An 18946-nucleotide genomic window follows, 5' to 3' on the forward strand; every position below is an offset into this window, starting at 1 on the left:
ACATGTATGCGATCACCGTCTCCGAACCCGGTGGACCCGAGGCACTCGTGTGGGTGGAGGTCCCCGATCCCGTACCCGCCGAGGGTGAGGTCCTGATCGAGGTGGCGGCCGGTGCCGTCAACCGCGCGGACATCCTTCAGCGCCAGGGTTTCTACAACCCCCCACCGGGCGCGTCCCCTTATCCCGGTCTGGAGTGTGCGGGCCGTATCGCCGCGCTCGGCCCCAATGTGTCCGGCTGGGCGGTCGGCGACGAGGTGTGCGCGCTGCTCGCCGGCGGTGGCTACGCCGAGAAGGTAGCCGTACCCGTCGGTCAGTTGCTGCCCGTCCCGGCCGGTGTAGGGCTGGTCGAGTCGGCGGCGCTGCCCGAAGTGATCTGTACGGTCTGGTCGAACGTCTTCATGATCGCCCATCTGCGCCCCGGCGAGACGCTGCTTGTGCACGGTGGCGCCAGCGGGATCGGGACCATGGCGATCCAGCTCGCGAAGGCCGTGGGTGCCAAGGTCGCCGTCACGGCGGGCGGCAAGGAGAAGCTCCGGCGCTGTGCCGAGCTGGGCGCGGACATCCTCATCGACTACCGCGAGCAGGACTTCGTGGAGGAGATCCGGGCCGCCACGGACGGCGCGGGCGCCGATGTGATCCTCGACATCATGGGCGCGAAGTATCTGCAACGGAACATCGACGCCCTCGCCGTCAACGGGCGGCTCGCGATCATCGGGATGCAGGGCGGGGTGAAGGGCGAGCTGAACATCGCGACGCTCCTCGGCAAGCGCGGCGCCGTGACCGCGACCTCGCTGCGGGCCCGTCCGGTCGCCGAGAAGACAGCGATCGTCGCGGCCGTACGGGAGCATGTGTGGCCGCTGATCGCCGCCGGGCAGGTCCGGCCGGTCGTGGACCGCACGCTTCCGCTGCGGGACGCCGCCGCCGGGCACCGGGTCCTGGAGGAGAGCGGGCACGTCGGCAAGGTCCTTCTGGTACGGGAGTGACCCCGGTACGGGAGTGAGCGCCGCCCCCTGAATGCGGGCACCCTCCGGGGCGAGCGGCGGTCGAGATGCCGGATGTGTGACAGCGTGTGACGCTGGATTCACAGGTTCTCGCGGATCGGCTCTACCCGGAGGGTGACCGGCGTGATTCCACGGCTTCGCGGTTCCGGTGCGGCCGGACTGCTCACGGCGCTCCTGTTCCTGGCCCCGCTCGCCGGGGAAGCACCGGCTCGCGCGGCCGATCCCACGGCGCGCGCCGACCGGACCGCACCCGGTCTCCCACCCGCGCTCACTCCCGTACCCGACGAGTCCCGGGCGGGTACCCGCCCCTCCGAGGGCCGTGAGCGTCCCGGTCGCCCGGACCCCTCACCGACGGATGCCACCGACAGTGACGACACAGTGCCGCAGCCCTCGGGTCGGCCCACGCCCCAGCCCCCCGCGTCCCCTTCCGGGAACCCCACCTCCGAAACCTCGGCCTCCACGCTCATCGACCCCGCGGTGGACAACGCCCCCCGGACCTCCCAGGAACCCGTGGCCCAGCCGTACGGGCAGTACGTCCGGGTCCTGCCGCTCGGTGCCGGTCTGGTCCTGATGGGCCTGGGCCTGGCCTTCCTCGCCGTGCGGCTCCGCCGCGACTGATCGCACCCCGACCCGAGCCGACCCGCCCCCCGGCCCCACCCCCGGACCCCCCGACTGACGGGGGTCGTCTTGGCCTCCGCGCCACCCACCAGGTATGTCTACGGACTATGTCGATACGCCATGGCCTGCTCGCCCTCCTCGACCACGGCCCGCGCTACGGCTCACGGCTGCGTTCCGAGTTCGAGGCGCGTACGGGAACCACCTGGCCGCTCAACGTCGGGCAGGTCTACACGACCCTCGGCCGTCTGGAACGGGACGGCATGGTCGAGCAGCGCGGCACGGACGCCTCGGGACGGATCCTGTACGCGCTGACGGACGCGGGGCGGGCCGAGCTGAGGGACTGGTTCGAGCGGCCCGTGGACCGGGAGAGCCCGCCGCGCGACGAGCTGGCGATCAAGCTGGTGATGGCCATGGGTGTGCCGGGCGTGGACATCAGGGCCGTGATCGAGGGCCAGCGGCAACACGTCCTGGAGATATTGCGCGAGCACACGCGGCAACGGACCCGGGCGATGGCGGCGGGATCCTCGCACCGTGACGAGGTGGCCCGCCTGCTGGTCCTGGAACAGCTGGTGTTCCGTGCGGAGGCGGAGGTCCGCTGGCTGGATCACTGCGAGTCACGCCTCGTACGCGAGGCGGAGGCAGCGGCCACGGATCCCCCGGCCTGAGCGAACCCCGGCCTGACCGCACCCGAACCCCGGCCTCACCGAACCCGAACCCCGGCCTCACCGAACCCGAACCCCCGACCCGACCGAACCCCCGCCCTGACCGACCCCGAAACCCCGCCCAGAAGTCACCCCGCCCCGACGGAACCCGGCCCGTGGGAGACAATGGCCCCATGGAGATGCCGAGGAACGAAAGGTCGCCGGACAGCCCCCAGGTGCTGGTGGTGGGCCAGGACGGGATGGCGTTGGGCGGCGGCGGAGACGAGGACTCCCGCGAGGTGCCCGTGACGGAGATGGTGGAACAGCCCGCCAAGGTCATGCGGATCGGCAGCATGATCAAGCAGCTGCTCGAAGAGGTGCGGGCCGCTCCTCTCGACGAAGCGAGCAGGCAGCGCCTCAAGGAGATCCACTCAAGTTCCGTGAAGGAGCTGGAGGACGGTCTCGCGCCCGAGCTGGTGGAGGAGCTGGAGCGGCTGTCCCTCCCGTTCAACGACGAGGGGACCCCGAGCGACGCGGAACTGCGCATCGCGCAGGCCCAGTTGGTCGGCTGGCTTGAGGGCCTGTTCCACGGGATCCAGACGACCCTGTTCGCCCAGCAGATGGCGGCACGGGCCCAACTGGAGCAGATGCGGCGCGCCTTGCCGCCGGGTGTCGGCGACGAGGAGATGGGCCACCCCGGCGGCCGTACCGGGGGCCCCTACCTGTAGCCCGCGTACCTCTGACTCACGAGAACTCACGAACAGAGCCCGGCACACGCACCGCGTGCCGGGCCCTCGTGCGTACGGGGAAGGTTCAGGACGGGTTGCCGGTGGAGACCTTGAGCTGGAGCTGCGGCGGGTCCTTCGGGTCGAAGTCCGTTCCGGGGGCCGGGAACTGCTCCATGATCGTCCCCTCGCCGTAGGTGTTCTCGTCCGTGGTCTTCTCGTCGTAGCCCCAGCTCGCCGCTTGGAGGCACGACTTCACCGAGTCGATGTTCTTGAGGGTGAAGTTCGGCATCTTCACCTTGTCCTCGTCGTTGTACGACGTCTGCGGTTCCGTGCACTCCGTCTGCTCGATGGTCTTCGTCGTATCGGGACCCCGGTGGCCCGGGACCGCCGTCACCGACGGGGACGAGGAGTCCTTCGCCTCGTCGCCGCCCTTCTTGTCGCCGCCGTTCAGCGTGAGCGCCAGGATCAGGCCGCCGACGGCGAGCAGCGCGACCACGATCGAGCCCACGATCACCGGCATGTTCCGCTTACCGCCGCCAGAGCCCCCGCCGGGCGCGCCCGTGTGCTGCGGCGCGATGGTGTACGGCGGCGGCGTCGACGAGCCCTGCTGATGCTGCTGGTACGAGGCCGGGGCGACCGGCGTCGGGTAGCCACCCTGCTGCGGCTGGGACTGCGGATAGCCGTACCCCGGAGTCGGGTTCGGGTTCGGCGTCGGCGGACCGTACGCACCCGGCTGGTACGGCGTCTGCACAGGGCCCGAGGGCATCGGCGTGGACTGGTCGATCGGCGGGAACACCGCGGACCCGACACCCGCACCGTTCGACGTCTGCGCCCCCGGCACGATGCTCGGCGCGATCGAGTGCAGCGACTGCGCGATCCGCAGGCATTCGTCGCGCATCGTCTCGGCGCTGGGGAAGCGCTCGTTCGGGTTCTTCTTCAGCGCGCGGACGATCAGCGCGTCGACCGCCGGCGGTACCGAGCGGTTGATGGAGGACGGAGCGACGGGCTCCTCCTGCACATGCGCGTACGCGATGGCCAGCGGTGAGTCCGCCTCGAACGGCAGCCGTCCGGTGACCAGTTGGAACAGCATGATGCCGACCGAGTACAGGTCGGAGCGGGCGTCCACGCCCCGGCCGAGTGCCTGTTCCGGGGAGAGGTACTGCGGGGTGCCGACGACCATGCCGGTCTGGGTCATCGAGGTGACGCCCGACTGCATGGCGCGCGCGATGCCGAAGTCCATGACCTTGACGACATTGCGCTTCGTCATCATCACGTTGCCGGGCTTGATGTCGCGGTGGACCAGGCCCATCTCGTGGCTGATCTCCAGCGCCGCCAGCACATCCGCGGTGATCTTCAGCGCCTTGTCGGTCGGCATCGCGCCGAACTGCGCCACATCCGCGTCGAGTACCGAGCCGAGCGGACGGCCCTCGATGTACTCCATGACGATGTACGGGGTCGCCGAGCCGTTCAGCTCGTCCTCGCCGGTGTCGAAGACCGAGACGATATTGGTGTGCGTGAGCTTCGCCACCGACTGGGCCTCGCGGCGGAACCGCTCGCGGAACGCCGGCTCGCGCCCCAGCTCGGTGTGCAGGGTCTTGATCGCCACCTGCCGGTCGAGCACCGCGTCGTACGCGAGATGGACCGAGGCCATGCCGCCTTCGCCGAGCAGATCGCGCAGTTGATAACGTCCGCCGGCCACCGAACGCCCCGCGTACCGGCCGTGTCCGCCGTCCTGGCTCATGTTTCTGCGTCCCCCATTGGCGCGGGCGGTAGCGGCTGAGTGGCTCCCGCGGTCGTGATCGACTGTCTCATTCCCGGCCAAGTCTGCCGGAGGGCAGTGACACGTCAAGCTCGGTGCCCGTTCCGTGACCGTACGCGAAGGAAGCGTCGCGGAAGCGTTACAGCCGACGTACTAGCGGCACACAGGATTTGCACCCGGGTACCCGCTGCGGGTTGGATGGCCCGTCCACCCGGACCGGGGCGTCGCACGGAGGCTGTAGCGTGGCCCGACGGAGACCGTAACAACCACCGCGGGTAGCTCCGAGGGTGCGGGACAGAAACGACGGCGAGGACCGATGGCACAGACGCAGCGCGCTCAGGGCCCGTCCGACCCCGAGCCGGCTGGCGGCGATATGTCGGACGCGCCGGAAATGTGGGGGAACAGCGGGCTTGTCGGTGACGGCCGGTACCGGCTGACCCGCAGGCTCGGCCAGGGCGGTATGGCCGAGGTGTTCGCGGCCGAGGATGTGCGCCTGGGCCGCACGGTCGCGGTGAAGCTGCTCCGTTCCGACCTCGCCGAGGACCCGGTGTCCAAGGCCCGCTTCACACGTGAGGCCCAGTCGGTGGCGGGCCTGAACCACCACGCGGTGGTGGCGGTGTACGACTCCGGCGAGGACATCGTCGGGCACCGGACGGTCCCGTACATCGTGATGGAGATCGTCGAGGGCCGCACGATCCGCGATCTGCTGATCAACGCGGAGGCGCCGGGCCCCGAGCAGGCGCTGATCATCGTCGCCGGTGTCCTGGAGGCCCTCGCCTATTCGCATCAGCACGGCATCGTGCACCGCGACATCAAGCCCGCGAACGTCATCATCACCCAGACCGGCGCCGTGAAGGTCATGGACTTCGGCATCGCGCGCGCCCTGCACGGCGCGCAGTCGACGATGACGCAGACCGGCATGGTCATGGGCACCCCGCAGTATCTGTCGCCCGAGCAGGCGCTCGGCAAGACGGTCGACCACCGGTCCGACCTGTACGCGACGGGCTGCATGCTCTACGAACTCCTCGCGCTGCGCCCGCCGTTCACCGGTGAGACCCCGCTGTCCGTGGTCTACCAGCATGTGCAGGACATCCCCGTACCGCCGTCGGAGGCGTCGGACGGGGTGCCGCCGGAGCTGGACGGCCTGGTCATGCGCTCCCTCGCGAAGGACCCGGACGACCGGTTCCAGACCGCCGAGGAGATGCGCGGCCTGGTCCAGTACAGCCTCCAGATGCTGTACGAGCAGGGCGGGCACACCGGCACCTGGAACACCGGCCCGGTCGACATGCACGAGGGCGGCAACACCCCGGCGATGGGCGTCGCGGGCACCACCGCGCTGCCGCACCCCGACTCGGGCACCGCGCAGATCCCGCGGCCGATGCTGCGCCCGCCGGGCGGCGACGACGGCGGCTTCGACGGTGGGCGGTCCGGCGGGGGCGGCAAGGGCCGCGGCAAGCTGTGGATCCTCGCCGTGTTCGCGGTCATCGCGATCGCGGTGGGCGTGGCCCTCGCGGTGCGCGGTGCCGGGGACAGTGGCGGTCAGCCCGACACCAACAAGCCGACGAACACGAAGTCGCAGCAGTCGGACGACCCCACGAAGAGTTCGGACGAGCCGACCGCCGAGCGGTCGACGGACTCGGGGACGACCGCGGGCAACGGCGGCGGCTGGACCCCGTCCGAGAAGCCGCCGACCGGCGACACGACGCCGTCGGACAAGCCGAGCGACAAGCCCAGCGACAAGCCGACCGACGAGCCGACGAAGCCGACGCCGACCAAGAGCGAGGAGCCGCCGGACCCGCCGACCGACCCGCCGACGGACCCGCAGACCCCGCCGACGGGCGGCGATACGGCGGGCGGAACTCTCGGCGGCTGACCGGCCCGGCCAAAAACGTCATCCACGCGCGCGGGGAGCCTCAAAAGGGGCTCCCCGCGCGTGTGCGTGTGTCCGGGCGACGGCGATGCGGTGACTTCTCCCCGGTTTCTCCCCGTTCGCGCACGGATTTCGGTGTCGGACACGAACTCTTCCGTTGTCCGGCATCCGCGGGATACCGTTCGCCTGTTCCGGCCTCCCCAGGGGGCGCTGTCCGGTGCTGTGACCAGGGCGTTTCCGCCGAATGGCGATTTACTTGGTAATCCAAGCAAAATTGCAGGTCAGGTGGGGTTTCGCCGTGGGGCGTAGCACTGGGTAACGTGCCTCTTGCAGGGTGCTCGCCGGGGCACCTGACACGCCTGTTCCGGACCTGGTCGCACCCACCCCGTGCGCAGGCGGGGAACCAGGCGAGCCGCACTGGTTCCCGGTGACCCCGGGGGCCGGACCGACGGAGGAGCACACGTGACCGTGGAGAGCACTGCCGCGCGCAAGCCGCGCAAGCGCACCGCTGCGAAGAAGCCACCGGGCGGGCAGCCTGATCTCGTGCAGTTGCTGACCCCCGAGGGGCGGCGCGTCAAGAGCGCCGGCCACCCGGAGATCGCCGAGTACGCCGGATATGTCGAGGACATCACGCCCGACGAGCTGCGCGGGCTCTACCGGGACATGGTCCTGACCCGCCGCTTCGACGCCGAGGCCACCAGCCTCCAGCGCCAGGGCGAGCTGGGCCTGTGGGCGTCGCTGCTCGGCCAGGAGGCCGCGCAGATCGGCTCGGGCCGGGCGACCCGCGAGGACGACTATGTCTTCCCGACCTACCGTGAGCACGGCGTCGCCTGGTGCCGCGGTGTGGACCCGACGAATCTGCTCGGCATGTTCCGCGGCGTGAACAACGGCGGCTGGGACCCCAACACCAACAACTTCCACCTGTACACGATCGTCATCGGCTCGCAGACGCTCCACGCCACCGGCTACGCCATGGGCATCACCAAGGACGGCGCCGACTCGGCCGTGATCGCGTACTTCGGCGACGGCGCCTCCAGCCAGGGCGATGTCGCGGAGTCGTTCACGTTCTCCGCCGTCTACAACGCGCCCGTCGTGTTCTTCTGCCAGAACAACCAGTGGGCGATCTCCGAGCCGACCGAGAAGCAGACCCGGGTGCCGCTGTACCAGCGCGCGCAGGGCTACGGCTTCCCGGGCGTCCGCGTCGACGGCAACGACGTCCTCGCCTGCCTCGCCGTCACCAAGTGGGCCCTGGAGCGGGCCCGCCGGGGCGAGGGGCCGACGCTCGTCGAGGCGTTCACGTACCGGATGGGCGCGCACACCACGTCGGACGACCCGACGCGCTACCGCCACGACGACGAGCGGGTGGCCTGGGAGGCCAAGGACCCGATCGCGCGGCTGCGGACGTATCTGGAGTCCGAAGGCCACGCTGATGAGGGATTCTTCGCGGAACTCGAAGCGGAGAGCGAAGCGTTGGGAAAGCGGGTGCGTGAGGTGGTGCGGGCGATGCCGGACCCGGACCCCCTGGCCATCTTCGAGAATGTGTACGCGGACGGGCACGCGCTCGTCGACGAGGAGCGGGCGCAGTTCGCCGCCTATCAGGCGTCGTTCGCGGAAGGAGAGGTGCGTTGACCATGGCCGTACAGAAGCTTCCGCTCGCCAAGGCGATCACCGAGTCCCTGCGCAAGGCGCTCGACACCGACCCGAAGGTCCTCGTCATGGGCGAGGACGTGGGCAAGCTCGGCGGTGTCTTCCGGGTCACCGACGGGCTCCAGAAGGACTTCGGCGAGGACCGGGTCATCGACACCCCGCTCGCCGAGTCGGGCATCGTCGGCACCGCGATCGGCCTCGCCCTGCGCGGGTACCGGCCGGTGGTGGAGATCCAGTTCGACGGCTTCGTCTTCCCGGCGTACGACCAGATCGTCACGCAGCTCGCGAAGATGCACGCGCGGGCGCTCGGCAAGATCAAGATGCCGGTCGTCATCCGCATTCCGTACGGCGGTGGCATCGGCGCCGTCGAGCACCACTCGGAGTCCCCTGAGGCGCTGTTCGCGCATGTGGCGGGGTTGAAGGTGGTCTCGCCCTCGAACGCGTCGGACGCGTACTGGATGCTCCAGCAGGCGATCCAGAGCGACGACCCGGTGATCTTCTTCGAGCCGAAGCGGCGGTACTGGGACAAGGGCGAGGTCGACCCCGAGGCCATCCCCGGGCCGCTGCACAAGGCGCGCGTGGCGCGTGCGGGCACGGATGTGACGCTCGCCGCGTACGGGCCGATGGTGAAGGTGTGCCTGGAGGCAGCGGCGGCGGCGCAGGAGGAGGGCAAGTCCCTCGAAGTGGTGGACCTGCGCTCGATGTCGCCGATCGACTTCGACACCGTGCAGACCTCGGTCGAGAAGACCCGGCGGCTGGTCGTGGTGCACGAGGCGCCGGTGTTCCTGGGTACGGGTGCGGAGCTGGCCGCGCGGATCACCGAGCGGTCGTTCTACCACCTGGAGGCGCCCGTGCTGCGGGTCGGCGGCTATCACGCGCCGTACCCGCCGGCCCGCGTGGAGGACGAGTACCTGCCGGGTCTCGACCGGGTGCTCGACGCCGTCGACCGCTCGCTTGCGTACTGAGGAGAGGACGTGACGACGATGACTGACGCGTCCGTACGCGAGTTCAAGATGCCCGACGTGGGCGAGGGGCTCACCGAGGCGGAGATCCTCAAGTGGTTCGTGCAGCCCGGTGACACGGTCACCGACGGGCAGGTCGTGTGCGAGGTGGAGACCGCGAAGGCCGCGGTGGAGCTGCCGATTCCGTATGACGGAGTGGTCAGGGAGCTGCGGTTCGCCGAGGGGACGACCGTCGATGTCGGGCAGGTGATCATCGCGGTGGACGTCTCCGGCGGGGACGCCGGCGGCGCGGGTCCGGCCGCTCCGGAGGCCGCCGCGCCGGCCCCTTCGGAGCCGGCGCCCCAGGCGCCCGCCGCGCGCACACCGGTGCTCGTGGGATACGGGGTCGCCGAGTCCTCGACCAAGCGTCGGGCGCGCAAGCCGGTGCCCGCTCCGGAGGCACCGGCAGCCGCGACCCGGACGCAGGCACCGGCACCCGCACCGGCACCCACTCCCGCTCCCGTACCGGCACCTGTGGCGCAGCCGGTCGTCGCCAACGGCTCACGGCCGCTCGCCAAGCCGCCGGTCCGCAAGCTCGCCAAGGACCTCGGCGTCGACCTCGCCACGGTCACGCCGACCGGTCCCGACGGGATCGTCACGCGCGAGGACGTCCACGCCGCAGCCGCGCCGCAGGCACCGGCGGTCCCGGTCGCCGCGCCCGTGGCCGAGGCGCCGGTCCCGGTGGTCGCGGCCGGTGCGCGGGAGACCCGTATCCCGGTCAAGGGCGTCCGCAGGGCCACCGCGCAGGCGATGGTCGGCTCGGCGTTCACGGCGCCGCATGTCACGGAGTTCGTGACGGTGGACGTGACCCGCACCATGAAGCTCGTCGACGAGCTGAAGCGGGACCCCGACACCTACGGCATGACGGGCCTGCGGGTGAATCCGCTGCTGCTCATCGCGCGCGCCCTGCTCGTCGCGATCAAGCGGAACCCGGACGTCAACGCCGCGTGGGACGAGGCGAACCAGGAGATCGTCCTCAAGCACTACGTCAACCTGGGCATCGCCGCGGCCACCCCGCGCGGTCTGCTCGTGCCGAACATCAAGGACGCGCACGACAAGAGCCTGCCCGAACTGTCCCGTTCCCTCAGCGAGTTGGTGAGCACGGCCCGCGAGGGCAAGACCTCACCGGCCGCGATGCAGGGCGGCACGGTGACCATCACCAATGTCGGCGTCTTCGGCGTCGACACGGGTACGCCGATCCTGAACCCGGGTGAGTCGGCGATCCTCGCGGTCGGCACGATCAAGTTGCAGCCGTGGGTCCACAAGGGCAAGGTCAAGCCCCGCCAGGTGACCACCCTCGCCCTCTCCTTCGACCACCGCCTGATCGACGGCGAACTCGGCTCCAAGTTCCTGGCCGATGTGGCGGCGGTCCTGGAACAGCCGAAGAGGCTCATCGCCTGGGCGTGACCAACGATCACAGAAGGAGGGCCCGGCCACATCCCTGTGGCCGGGCCCTCCTCCTTTTCCTGTCCGCACGCGGAGCGTTACCGCTTGAAGCCGTAGTCCATCAGCTTCTTCGCGTCGGCCGTGCGGTTGGTCTCCGAGGTGGAGGCCAGGACCGTGCCGATGACCGTCTTGCCATTGCGGGTGGCGGCGAAGACCAGGCAGTACTTGGCCTCCGGGCCCGAACCCGTCTTGACGCCGATCGCACCGGAGTAGGTGCCGAGCAGCTTGTTGGTGTTGGTCCAGTTCATATAGCGGTAGCCGCCACTCTTCGTGGTGACCTTCTGCTTTGTCGTCGTTGTCTTCACGACCGAGCGGAACGTGGAGTTCTTCATCGCGCTGCTGGCGATCTTCGTCAGATCACGCGGCGTCGAGTAGTTGGACCCATTCCCTATGCCGTCGAACGAGTCGAAGTTGGTGTTCTTCAGACCGAGGTTCTTGGCGGCGGCGTTCATCTTGCCGATGAACGACTTCACCCGCGCCGCCCGCGTGGTACCCGAGCCGAACTTGTCCGCGAGGGCGTATGCCGCGTCGCAGCCGGACGGCAGCATCAGCCCGTAGAGGAGCTGGCGGACGGTGACCTTGTCGCCGACGATGAGCCGGGCCGACGAGGCGCCCTTCGCGACGATGTAGTCGCTGTACGCCTTCTGGATCGTGACCTTCGAGTCCAGGTTGAGGCCGGGCTGCGACAGCACCACCTTGGCGGTCATGATCTTCGTGGTGGAGCCGGTGGAACGTCGGGTGTCCGCGGCCTTGGTGAACAGGCTCGATCCCGTGCCGTTGTTCATTACATAGCCGCCCTTGGCGACGATCGTGGGGGGCGCCGGGGTTGCGGCCTGCGCGCCGGTGGCGAACGCGCCGCCCACGAGGACGGCGCCCGCGGTGAATGTCACCGTAACGGCCGAGGCGCGGCGAATGCCTTTAATGCCAGTTCTCAACTTGAACGCTCCAAATGCCCCTGGAATGCGGCTACATGAAGATGCCGCTCCCTGTGGAGACTCGCGAAGGGGCGGGATGGATGTACGGGGAGAGAGTTTTTTTCTGAAAGTCCGGAGGGGGGAATTCCGCGGCCGGAAGTGGGAATTCCGTCCCGCGATATGGACGGCTCTCCTCTTGGGTACGTGATGTATCTATGCTGTGCGCATGCCGTCAGCCCCCCTTGCAGCCCCCGCCTCCTCTCCCGCCCCCACGTCCGTCCCCGTCAAGCCCCCGCCCGCCGCCGACCGCGTCTACCGGCATGTGAAGCAGGGCGTTCTCGCACGGCGTTACGAGGGCGGGAGCCTGCTCACGGAAGGGGAGCTGGCCGACGCCGTCGGGGTGTCCCGGACCCCCGTGCGCGAGGCACTGCTCCGCCTGGAGGTGGAGGGGCTGATCAAGCTCTACCCGAAGAAGGGCGCGCTGGTCCTGCCGGTCTCGGCGCAGGAGATCGCGGACGTCGTGGAGACCCGTCAGCTGGTCGAGGAGCACGCGGCCCGCAAGGCGGTCCCCGCGTCCCCGCTGTTGATCGCCCGTCTGGAGGAGCTGCTCGAACAGCAGAAGGAGCAGGCCGCCGCCGGTGACCTCGCCGAGGCGGCCGTCACGGACCGCTGCTTCCACGCCGAGATCGTCCGCAGCGGTGGCAACGACATCCTGTCCCGGCTCTACGACCAGCTCCGCGACCGGCAGTTGCGGATGGGTGTCGCCGTGCTGCACTCGCATCCCGACCGGATCGCCAAGACGCTCACCGAGCACGAGGAGATCCTGGAAGCACTGCGCGCCGGTGACGCCGAAGCGGCGGTCGCGATCGTGCACCGGCATGTGAGCTGGTTCTCCAACCTGGCCCGGGGCGAGGTCCGATGAGCGCGTCGGCCTCGCCGCTCGCCCTCCCCGGAGACCCGCCGGGCGGCCGACGCGCCGTCCTCGTCTGGTCGGTCGGCGTCGGCGTCTACTTCGTCGCCGTCATCTTCCGCACCTCACTGGGCGTCGCGGGCCTGGACGCCGCCGACCGCTTCCACGTCAACGCCTCCGCCCTGTCCACCTTCTCCATACTCCAACTGCTCGTGTACGCGGGCATGCAGATACCCGTGGGCCTCCTGGTCGACCGGCTCGGCACCAAGACGATGCTGACCATCGGCGCCGTCCTGTTCACGGCCGGGCAGCTCGGCTTCGCGCTGTCCCCCACCTACGGCATGGCGCTGGCGTCCCGCGCGCTGCTCGGGTGCGGTGACGCGATGACGTTCATCAGCGTGCTGCGCCTGGGCACCCGTTGGTTCCCGGCCCGCCGTGGTCCGCTCGTCGCCCAACTCGCGGGTCTGGTCGGAGTGGCGGGCAACCTCGTCTCGACGCTCGTACTCGCCCGGCTGCTGCACGGCGTGGGCTGGACCGCCGCGTTCGCGGGCAGTTCGCTCGCCGGGGTCGTCGTCCTCGTCCTGATGCTGGTGTTCCTGAAGGACCACCCGAAGGGGTACGAGCCGGAGCCCCTGACGCATCGGGGCGCCGCCTACGTACGGCGTCAGATAGCCGCGTCCTGGCGGGAGCCCGGGACGCGGCTCGGGCTGTGGGTGCACTTCACCACGCAGTTCCCGGCGATGGTGTTCCTGCTGCTGTGGGGGCTGCCGTTCCTGGTCGAGGCGCAGGGACTGTCCCGGGCGACCGCCGGTGATCTGCTCACGCTGGTGGTGCTGTCCAACATGGTCGTCGGCCTTGTGTACGGGCAGGTCGTCGCCCGGCACCACGCGGCGCGGCTCCCGCTGGCGCTCGGCACGGTGGCTGTGACGGCGGTGACATGGGCGGCGGTCCTCGCGTATCCCTCCGGGGGTTCAGGGAGGGCGCCTTTGTGGTTGCTGGTGGTCCTGTGCTGTGTGCTCGGGGCGTGTGGCCCCGCGTCCATGATCGGCTTCGATTTCGCCCGGCCCGCGAATCCGCCCGAGCGGCAGGGCACCGCCTCCGGAATCGTCAACATGGGCGGTTTCGTTGCCTCGATGACGACCTTGCTGGCGGTGGGGGTGTTGCTCGACGCGACCGGCGGGGAGTACCGGGTGGCGTTCTCGACGGTGTTCGTGCTGGAGGCGGTGGGGCTCTGGCAGATCCTGCGGTTGCGGCGGGAGGCTGTGCGCAGGGAGCGGGAGCGGTTGGTGGCGAGCCGGGTCACCACGGTGCATGTGCCGGCGTAGCGGTGCGGGTTGAGGAGGCCATTCCACCGGTTCGGGTCAAGATCCGCCGAGTTACGGGTCTGTCCCAGCGGGCGGTGGGTGACGGGGGCCGCGGGCAGATACGGGAACGGTGACCGGAACCGCCGTCCTGGCCCGCCGGGCGGCGGGTGCGGGCGGGGTTGTGCCCTGTGGTGGCGCGGGTTGGGCCCGGCTGTGCGTGTAACAGGGATGTATTACGAGGTGGTGGGGCGGAACGGTTCGGTGGGCCGGACCGGTCCTGGTGATCAGAAACGCTCGCTCGTACCGAGCAGCCGACACCCCCCACCGATCCTGAGGAAGAAACGATGCGCGTTCACAAGCTCACCTTCGCCGCCCTGGCCGTTGCCGCGACTCTCTCGCTGACGGCCTGCCAGAACGACGACGTCATGGGACAGGGCGACCCGTCGGCCGAGTCCACCGCGTCTTCCTCGGGCGGCGGTTCGGGCTCGGGCGGTTCGGATGAGGGCGCCGGGAAGGACTCCGCCGGCGAGACCTCCGGCGGGCAGCAGGACACGACCGCCGGGACCGGCTCGAACGAGAACGGCTCCAGCGCGAACGGCTCCCACGCGAACGGCAAGGTCGGCAAGTGCCGCACCGCCGACCTGGAGATCACCGCGATGGACAACACCATCGACGGTGACCCCGACGGCAGCGTCGCGGTGGACCTGAAGAACAGCAGCGGCCGGGACTGCGCGATCTCCGGGTACCCGGGCGTCGACCTGAAGACCAGCTCGGGCTCGCTGTCCGCGGAGCGCACCGGTCAGGAGACGATCTCGATGATCCTCAAGAACGGCAAGACGGTGAGCTTCGGCATCAACTACCCGATGAACGACTCGGGCGGCTCCGGCGTCCGCGTCACGGGGCTGCTGGTGACCCCGCCGGACGAGACGAAGACGGTCACCCTCGACTGGCCGGGCGCCGCCACGCTGCCCGTCACGGACGGCTCCGGCTCCCCGGTGAAGGTCGGCCCGATCGGCAGCGCCGGCCAGGGCGAGGGCTGACCCGCACCCCCCGGTACCGCGAGCCGGCCAGGATCATGGCCGGCCGGGGCGGCGAGCAGGGGCGGCGAGGCCGCGTCAGGCGACGGCGGTTCCCTCAAGCTCGACCAGCAGGCCGGGTATCGCCAGTCGCGTCACCCCGAGCATCGTGGACGTCGGCGCCACCTGGGCGGCGCCCAACCGCGCCGCCAGCACGCCGTAGTGCTGGAGAAGCAGATCGACGTCGGTCGTGTAGACATTCAGCCGGACGAGGTTCGTGAGAGACATGTCGGCCTCGCCGAGCACGGCCTCCAGGTTGTCGATGCTCAGCGCCAACTGCGCCGCCATGTCACCGTCATGCTGGGGCTTTCCGTCGCCGCTCATCGCGGTCTGGCCGGAGATGTACAGGGTCCGTGTGTGCCCGGAGACGACCTCACCCTGGTTGAACCCCATCGCCACCGACCACTTCACCGGGTTGACCGCCGTTCGTTCCACGGCCACATCAGCTACCACATCAGATGCCACTTCAGCTCCATTCGACGCATCGGGTGTACGGACGTCCATCGGGCCATCGGCTCGGTAGCCGCCGGCTGTGACGTCGCGTCAACGAGCCTCGCAACAAAACATGACACCCTCAGTCATGTAATCCATTAGCGTTCTCGTATGCGTGCCGACCGGCTGGTCTCCCTGGTGCTCCTGCTGCGCCGGCACGGTCGGATGACGGCGGACACGCTGGCCCGCGAGCTGGAGGTGTCCACCCGCACCGTGCTGCGCGACATCGAGGCGCTGTCCACGGCCGGCGTCCCGGTCTACGCCGAACGCGGCAGGCACGGCGGTTTCGCCCTGTTGCCCGGTTTCCGGACCGAGCTGACCGGGCTGAACCACGACGAGGCCCTCGCCCTGCTGACCGCCGGATCGGCGCGCGGCGAGCAGGTGTTCGGCCTCGGCTCGGCGCTCACCTCGGCCATGCGGAAGGTGGTCGACGCGCTGCCCGACAGTCACCGGGCCACCGCGAGCGACGCGGCGCAGCGATTTCTCGTCGACCCGGAGACCGATCTGCTCTCACGCCGGCTGGTCATGGAGGACGTACCCGACACCACCATGATCGAGGTCAGGCGCGCGGTGCTCGCCGGACACAAGCTGCGTATCCACTACGCGGCCACGGGCGGGGCACCGCAGTGGCGCACGGTGGACCCGATCGGCCTGGTCACCGTGCGCGACCGGGGCTACCTGCTGGCCACGAGATCCGGCGCGGACCGCACCTACCGGCTGTCGCGGATGCTGGCCGCCGAGGAACTCCCCGAAACGGCGGAGCGACCGAGCCGGGTCGATCTGGACCGGATCTGGCGGGAACGCGCCGCGCGGTTTCTCTCCGACGACCACATCATCGTGCTGGTACGGGTGAACCCGGCGCGGCGGGAAGACCTGCTGGACTCCGCGCTGGCCGTCCGCGCGGAGGAACCCGACGCGGACGGCTGGCTGCGGCTTGAGGTGACCTTCCAGGACTCCTGGCACGCCGAATGGGCGCTGTGGCAGCTCAGCACGGACGCGGAAGCCCTGACCCCGCAGTCGCTGCGCACCTCGCTGCGCGACCGCGCCGCCGCGATCGCCACCCGCTACGGAGCCCCGTCCGGAGAGTGACGACCCGGCTCAACGATCAGTCGCAGTCCGTCAGTTGCAGTCCGTCAGCGGGAGTCCGTCAGCGGGAGTCCTGCTTCCAGTCCTCGACGAGGAGCCCGAGCAGCACCTCGTCGAGGAACTCGCCCAGCACCCAGGCCGAGGAGCGCAGCACGCCCTCGCGGACGAAGCCGTTGCGCTCGGCGGAGCGCAGCATCGCGGTGTTGTCCGACAGCGTCTCGATCTGCAGCCGCCGCAGACCGCGTACGACGAATCCGTAGTGGCACAGCACGGCGACCACGTCGGTGCCGTAGCCCTTGCCGCGCGCGGACGGCCGCAGCCCCAACCCGATGTGCGCGCCACGGTTGTGGTTGTCGATGCCCCACAGCGTCGCGGTACCGACCAGCGTGCCGCCGTCCAGCTCCACCACGGAGAACGGGACGTGCCCCTCCACCGTGTCGTCCACCACGAGCCGCGAGTCCTTCGAACCCGGCGTGATCGGCCGCCACGGCCGGCCATCGGCCCGCGAGCCGTTGACCACGTCGTCGTACAGTTCGCTCCGCAGGACCGGGATGTCGTCCTCGTGCCGGGCCCTGAGCCCGACCTTGTTACCCCTCAGCATGCGAGCTTCCTATCCGACCGGGTCGGCCGGCGGCAAACCACTTATCAGGGGGTGATCGTGAATTCGCGGAGGATCGCCGCCGTCAGTTCCGGGTCGCCCTCCGTCTTGATCCGGTCCGCCACCGCTTCCGGCGTGGTCCGGCCGCAGGCCAGGCGGAAGTGGGTTTCCCAGTCGAGGCTGAGGGTGACCAGGGGGCCCAGCGAAGGGGCGCCGTCCACACTGCCGCGGCCGTCCGCGTTGACCCGTACCGTGCGCAGGAACTCGATCGGGCCGTGCACGTCGAAGACGACCGCCGAGTTCGAAGGGGCGCCCGCCTTGTGCGCGACCACCTTCGGCAGGGCCTCGATCAGGACGTCCTTGGTGACGTGCGCGCCGGGGGAGTCCAGGTTGCCGGGCCGGCCGAGCGCCACCCGCAGATCCTGCTCGTGCACCCACACGTCGAACGCCCGCCTGCGCATGGCGTCTTCGAGCGTCACCTCGGTCCCGAGCGGCCCCCGTACCTTCGTGTCGGGCTGCCGTGACTCGTTCCGCAGCTGCCGTGAGCGGCGGATGATCGTGTACTCCAGCTCCGATGTCATCTCCGGCGCCGTGTGGTGGCGGCGCACGTCGACCTGCATCTCCATGTACCGCTCGTGCTCGTTCGTCACGTGGTAGAGGTCGCGCGGCAGCGTGTGGATCGGCCGCGGGTCGCCCAGCATCTCGCAGTCCAGACCGATCACGTGCGACACGATGTCCCGCACCGACCAGGCCGGGCAGGGCGTCGCCCGATTCCACTCCCCTTCCACTAGCGGCTGGACCAGCTCGGATATCGCATCCACTGAGTGGGTCCAGGCGTCGGCGTAGTTCTGAAGGCTGGGATGGAGACTCACGAGACCCCTCGGGCGTTGTTGCGTGCGGCGGGCTGCGGTTGGGCGTGCGGGCGGTCGGCAGGTTTGGCTCGGCGCTTCCGGGGGTCCGGGGGCTCCCCCGGAAAGGACAGTACGCTGCTTGCAGGCACCCCGGCAGTGCTTTCGTGTGACGATCGTAGGCCCGTATTGACGGCTCGAATGCCAGGACGGTGGTAGTGTGCGCGCCTCCCTCATCCAGATCGGTGCAGACGCGAGCGAATCGGTCAATTCCCGTCGTGTACGGGTGGCTTCACTCGTACACGATCAGGCCGGAGTCGATCTCGTGGTCCTCCCCGAGCTGTGGACGACGGGCGCTTTCGCCTACGAGTCGTTCGACGCGGAGGCCGAGCCGCTGGAGGGGCCGACGTACGAGGTGATGGCCAAGGCGGCCCGGGACGCGGGCGTCTGGCTGCACGCGGGCTCGATCCCCGAGCGGGACGCCGAGGGGCACCTCTACAACACCTCGCTCGTCTTCTCGCCCGACGGTGAACTCGCCGCCTTCTACCGCAAGATCCACCGTTTCGGCTTCGACAAGGGCGAGGCCGTGCTGATGAGCGCCGGCGACGACCTGGTGACCGTCCGCCTTCCGGAGACCACACTCGGCCTCGCCACCTGCTACGACCTGCGGTTTCCCGAACTGTTCCGGGGGCTGGTCGACGCCGGTGCCGAGACCTTGGTGATTCCGGCGGGGTGGCCGGAGCGGCGGCGGGAGCACTGGTCGCTGCTCGCGCGGGCGCGCGCTGTGGAGAACCAGGCGTTCGTGGTGGCGTGCGGGAGTGCCGGCGCGCATGCCGGGGTGCCGCAGGCCGGGTTCAGTGTGGTCGTTGATCCCTGGGGCGAGGTGGTGGGGGAGCTGCCGCACGCCGAGGAGGGGGTGTTGACGGTACGGATCGACACGGAGCGGGTCGGGACCACCCGGGAGCAGTTCCCGGCACTGAAGGACCGCCGACTTCGGTAGCTACGCG

Annotated in this window: 18 protein-coding genes; 13 read left to right on the forward strand and 5 right to left on the reverse strand. The window is 69.9% G+C overall.

Annotation, left to right across the window (positions count from 1 at the left end):
* The first annotated feature begins 2 nt into the window (after positions 1-2).
* The 4 genes from ACFVT5_RS27815 (at position 3) to ACFVT5_RS27830 (ending at position 2988) form a co-directional block, all read left to right on the forward strand.
* On the forward strand, positions 3-983 hold the full coding sequence (locus tag ACFVT5_RS27815) for an NAD(P)H-quinone oxidoreductase (RefSeq protein ID WP_389893601.1): 981 nt from the start codon (positions 3-5) through the stop codon (positions 981-983).
* 141 nt (positions 984-1124) lie between these two features.
* A complete protein-coding gene (locus tag ACFVT5_RS27820; RefSeq protein ID WP_389893604.1) occupies positions 1125-1619 on the forward strand; it encodes a hypothetical protein in 495 nt (164 codons plus the stop codon).
* A 107-nt stretch (positions 1620-1726) separates the two neighbouring features.
* Positions 1727-2284 carry a PadR family transcriptional regulator gene (locus tag ACFVT5_RS27825; RefSeq protein ID WP_389893607.1) on the forward strand — a complete coding sequence of 186 codons (558 nt, stop codon included), beginning with the start codon at positions 1727-1729 and terminating at the stop codon, positions 2282-2284.
* Between the two features lie 170 nt (positions 2285-2454).
* A complete protein-coding gene (locus ACFVT5_RS27830) occupies positions 2455-2988 on the forward strand; it encodes a bacterial proteasome activator family protein (protein ID WP_389893610.1) in 534 nt (177 codons plus the stop codon).
* Between the two features lie 85 nt (positions 2989-3073).
* Here the strand turns inward: ACFVT5_RS27830 and ACFVT5_RS27835 are convergent, their stop codons facing one another.
* Positions 3074-4729, reverse strand: coding sequence for a protein kinase (locus tag ACFVT5_RS27835; RefSeq protein WP_389893613.1), 1656 nt, complete (start codon positions 4727-4729; stop codon positions 3074-3076).
* 334 nt (positions 4730-5063) lie between these two features.
* Between ACFVT5_RS27835 and ACFVT5_RS27840 the strand changes: the two genes are divergently transcribed.
* The 4 genes from ACFVT5_RS27840 to ACFVT5_RS27855 all read left to right on the forward strand — a co-directional run bounded on the left by ACFVT5_RS27840 (position 5064) and on the right by ACFVT5_RS27855 (position 10672).
* Positions 5064-6620 (forward strand): protein kinase, encoded by a 1557-nt coding sequence (locus tag ACFVT5_RS27840; protein WP_389893616.1) that lies wholly within the window; start codon positions 5064-5066, stop codon positions 6618-6620.
* A gap of 459 nt (positions 6621-7079) precedes the next feature.
* The gene (gene pdhA / locus ACFVT5_RS27845; RefSeq protein WP_389893618.1) at positions 7080-8246 is read left to right on the forward strand and encodes a pyruvate dehydrogenase (acetyl-transferring) E1 component subunit alpha; all 1167 of its coding nucleotides are present in this window, start codon (positions 7080-7082) and stop codon (positions 8244-8246) included.
* Between the two features lie 2 nt (positions 8247-8248).
* Positions 8249-9229, forward strand: a complete 981-nt coding sequence (locus tag ACFVT5_RS27850) for an alpha-ketoacid dehydrogenase subunit beta (RefSeq protein ID WP_389893620.1) — start codon at positions 8249-8251, stop codon at positions 9227-9229.
* 9 nt (positions 9230-9238) lie between these two features.
* A complete protein-coding gene (locus ACFVT5_RS27855) occupies positions 9239-10672 on the forward strand; it encodes a dihydrolipoamide acetyltransferase family protein (protein WP_389893622.1) in 1434 nt (477 codons plus the stop codon).
* Between the two features lie 77 nt (positions 10673-10749).
* Here the strand turns inward: ACFVT5_RS27855 and ACFVT5_RS27860 are convergent, their stop codons facing one another.
* Complete coding sequence (locus tag ACFVT5_RS27860; RefSeq protein WP_389893624.1) at positions 10750-11646, reverse strand: D-alanyl-D-alanine carboxypeptidase family protein; 897 nt, start codon at positions 11644-11646, stop codon at positions 10750-10752.
* Between the two features lie 205 nt (positions 11647-11851).
* On the opposite strand from ACFVT5_RS27860, the gene ACFVT5_RS27865 reads away from it, so the two are divergent.
* The 3 genes from ACFVT5_RS27865 (at position 11852) to ACFVT5_RS27875 (ending at position 14879) form a co-directional block, all read left to right on the forward strand.
* Complete coding sequence (locus ACFVT5_RS27865) at positions 11852-12547, forward strand: GntR family transcriptional regulator (protein ID WP_389893626.1); 696 nt, start codon at positions 11852-11854, stop codon at positions 12545-12547.
* Complete coding sequence (locus ACFVT5_RS27870; RefSeq protein WP_389893628.1) at positions 12544-13860, forward strand: nitrate/nitrite transporter; 1317 nt, start codon at positions 12544-12546, stop codon at positions 13858-13860. Before ACFVT5_RS27865 ends, ACFVT5_RS27870 begins: the two co-directional genes overlap by 4 nt.
* 323 nt (positions 13861-14183) lie before the next feature.
* Positions 14184-14879, forward strand: coding sequence for a DUF4232 domain-containing protein (locus ACFVT5_RS27875; protein WP_389893630.1), 696 nt, complete (start codon positions 14184-14186; stop codon positions 14877-14879).
* Positions 14880-14954: 75 nt separating this feature from the next.
* On the opposite strand, the gene ACFVT5_RS27880 is transcribed toward ACFVT5_RS27875, so the two are convergent.
* Positions 14955-15350 (reverse strand): RidA family protein, encoded by a 396-nt coding sequence (locus ACFVT5_RS27880; protein ID WP_389893897.1) that lies wholly within the window; start codon positions 15348-15350, stop codon positions 14955-14957.
* Positions 15351-15518: 168 nt separating this feature from the next.
* On the opposite strand from ACFVT5_RS27880, the gene ACFVT5_RS27885 reads away from it, so the two are divergent.
* Positions 15519-16496, forward strand: a complete 978-nt coding sequence (locus ACFVT5_RS27885; protein ID WP_389893632.1) for a helix-turn-helix transcriptional regulator — start codon at positions 15519-15521, stop codon at positions 16494-16496.
* 58 nt (positions 16497-16554) lie between these two features.
* On the opposite strand, the gene ACFVT5_RS27890 is transcribed toward ACFVT5_RS27885, so the two are convergent.
* Together ACFVT5_RS27890 and ACFVT5_RS27895 are read right to left on the reverse strand one after the other, a co-directional pair.
* On the reverse strand, positions 16555-17094 hold the full coding sequence (locus tag ACFVT5_RS27890; RefSeq protein ID WP_389893634.1) for a GNAT family N-acetyltransferase: 540 nt from the start codon (positions 17092-17094) through the stop codon (positions 16555-16557).
* Positions 17095-17138: 44 nt separating this feature from the next.
* Positions 17139-17963 (reverse strand): maleylpyruvate isomerase family mycothiol-dependent enzyme, encoded by an 825-nt coding sequence (locus tag ACFVT5_RS27895; protein WP_389893636.1) that lies wholly within the window; start codon positions 17961-17963, stop codon positions 17139-17141.
* A 196-nt stretch (positions 17964-18159) separates the two neighbouring features.
* On the opposite strand from ACFVT5_RS27895, the gene ACFVT5_RS27900 reads away from it, so the two are divergent.
* Positions 18160-18939 carry a carbon-nitrogen family hydrolase gene (locus ACFVT5_RS27900; protein ID WP_389893638.1) on the forward strand — a complete coding sequence of 260 codons (780 nt, stop codon included), beginning with the start codon at positions 18160-18162 and terminating at the stop codon, positions 18937-18939.
* Positions 18940-18946 lie beyond the last annotated feature (7 nt).

Source organism: Streptomyces sp. NPDC058001 (assembly GCF_042886315.1).
Classification (GTDB): domain Bacteria; phylum Actinomycetota; class Actinomycetes; order Streptomycetales; family Streptomycetaceae; genus Streptomyces.

Coding starts and splice junctions, on each gene's coding strand:
- ACFVT5_RS27830 (WP_389893610.1), top strand. CDS start 2,455: ATGGAGATGCCGAGGAACGAAAGGTCGCCGGACAGCCCCCAGGTGCTG.
- ACFVT5_RS27865 (WP_389893626.1), top strand. CDS start 11,852: ATGCCGTCAGCCCCCCTTGCAGCCCCCGCCTCCTCTCCCGCCCCCACG.
- ACFVT5_RS27870 (WP_389893628.1), top strand. CDS start 12,544: ATGAGCGCGTCGGCCTCGCCGCTCGCCCTCCCCGGAGACCCGCCGGGC.
- ACFVT5_RS27850 (WP_389893620.1), top strand. CDS start 8,249: ATGGCCGTACAGAAGCTTCCGCTCGCCAAGGCGATCACCGAGTCCCTG.
- ACFVT5_RS27825 (WP_389893607.1), top strand. CDS start 1,727: ATGTCGATACGCCATGGCCTGCTCGCCCTCCTCGACCACGGCCCGCGC.
- ACFVT5_RS27890 (WP_389893634.1), bottom strand. CDS start 17,094: ATGCTGAGGGGTAACAAGGTCGGGCTCAGGGCCCGGCACGAGGACGAC.
- ACFVT5_RS27815 (WP_389893601.1), top strand. CDS start 3: ATGTATGCGATCACCGTCTCCGAACCCGGTGGACCCGAGGCACTCGTG.
- ACFVT5_RS27835 (WP_389893613.1), bottom strand. CDS start 4,729: ATGAGCCAGGACGGCGGACACGGCCGGTACGCGGGGCGTTCGGTGGCC.
- ACFVT5_RS27885 (WP_389893632.1), top strand. CDS start 15,519: ATGCGTGCCGACCGGCTGGTCTCCCTGGTGCTCCTGCTGCGCCGGCAC.
- ACFVT5_RS27875 (WP_389893630.1), top strand. CDS start 14,184: ATGCGCGTTCACAAGCTCACCTTCGCCGCCCTGGCCGTTGCCGCGACT.
- ACFVT5_RS27840 (WP_389893616.1), top strand. CDS start 5,064: ATGGCACAGACGCAGCGCGCTCAGGGCCCGTCCGACCCCGAGCCGGCT.